Source organism: Arthrobacter sp. M71 S08, from assembly GCF_059089725.1.
This window is the reverse complement of record NZ_JBNHEY010000018.1, coordinates 1-1,072: the sequence shown is the minus strand read 5'-3', so window position 1 is coordinate 1,072 and position 1,072 is coordinate 1. Positions and strand designations below refer to the sequence as shown.

The window sequence follows — 1,072 nt, the reverse complement described above, 5'->3', positions numbered from 1 at the left end:
TGTACCCGGCCATCAGGTTGGTGCCAGTCGACTGATCGGTGGTTTGCCTCCGAGTGCGCTGTGACTGCGTTCAGTGTTGTAGTGCTCGAGCCATGGCGCAAGCGCGGCTGTGCGTTGGGCGTTGCTGGTGTAGGCGTGGCGGTAGGCCCACTCGGTGGCCAGGGTGCGGTTCAGCCTCTCGACCTTGCCGTTCTGCCATGGGCAGTGGGGTCTGATGAACTTTTGGGTGATGCCGTGCTCGGCGCAGAGCGCCCGCAGGGAGTGTCGGTAGGCCCAGGCGTTGTCGGTCATCAACCGCTCGATCCGGGTGATTCCGCGAGCGGCGAAGTAGGCGATCGCGCGCTCGAGGAAGCCCGCGCAGCTGGAGCCCTTCTCGTCGGGCAGTACCTCGCTGTAGGCGAGGCGGGAATGATCATCTATTAGGGAGTGGATGTAGTCGTATCCGGGTCCGCTGACACGGTCGCGTGGGATCGCGCGGCCGTGGACGCGCCAGCCCCCGCCGTCGGGGATCCGGCCGAGCTTCTTGACATCCATGTGGACCAGCTCGCCGGGCCGGGCGCGCTCGTAGCGGACCGCGGTGGACTTCGAGGAGCGGATGAGATCGCCGGTCATGGGGTCGCACTCGCGTAGGCAGGGCACCGCGTGCCGGCGCAGTATTCGGGAGACCGTCCTGGCCGGGACTCCGATTTTCGGTCCGAGCAGGTCCGGGCCCTGCCGGTGTTCGGCCCGGGCAGCCAGGACCTTCTGCTCGACCTCGGGCGCGGTCCGGGTGGGCACCGTATGCGGCCGTGAAGACCGAGTTTCCAGACCGGCCTCGCCCTCGGCCTCGTACCTGAGGATCCAGGTCCTGACGCACTTGCGGGAGATGCCCATCGCCGCGGCGATGTGGGCCTGCTTCCATCGGGCCTGGTGCCGCTCGATGATCAGCCTGCGGCCATGGACAGTCAGACGGGCGTTACGGTGGAACACGAGAACCTCCGAGTTGGAGTGGGCCTTAGACAAGCCACATCCCACTCGGAGGTTCTCCCTAGTTCAACCAGGCTCGCCGCTACCAACGTCCTGGCCGGGTACA

General features: G+C 66.7%; 1 protein-coding gene. It reads right to left on the bottom strand.

All coding sequences use genetic code 11. The features are described 5' to 3' along the window. Window positions 1-12 precede the first annotated feature (12 nt). Window positions 13-969 carry an IS481 family transposase gene (locus tag AC5RTB_RS16560; RefSeq protein ID WP_494062140.1) on the bottom strand — a complete coding sequence of 319 codons (957 nt, stop codon included), beginning with the start codon at window positions 967-969 and terminating at the stop codon, window positions 13-15. Window positions 970-1,072: the final 103 nt, after the last annotated feature.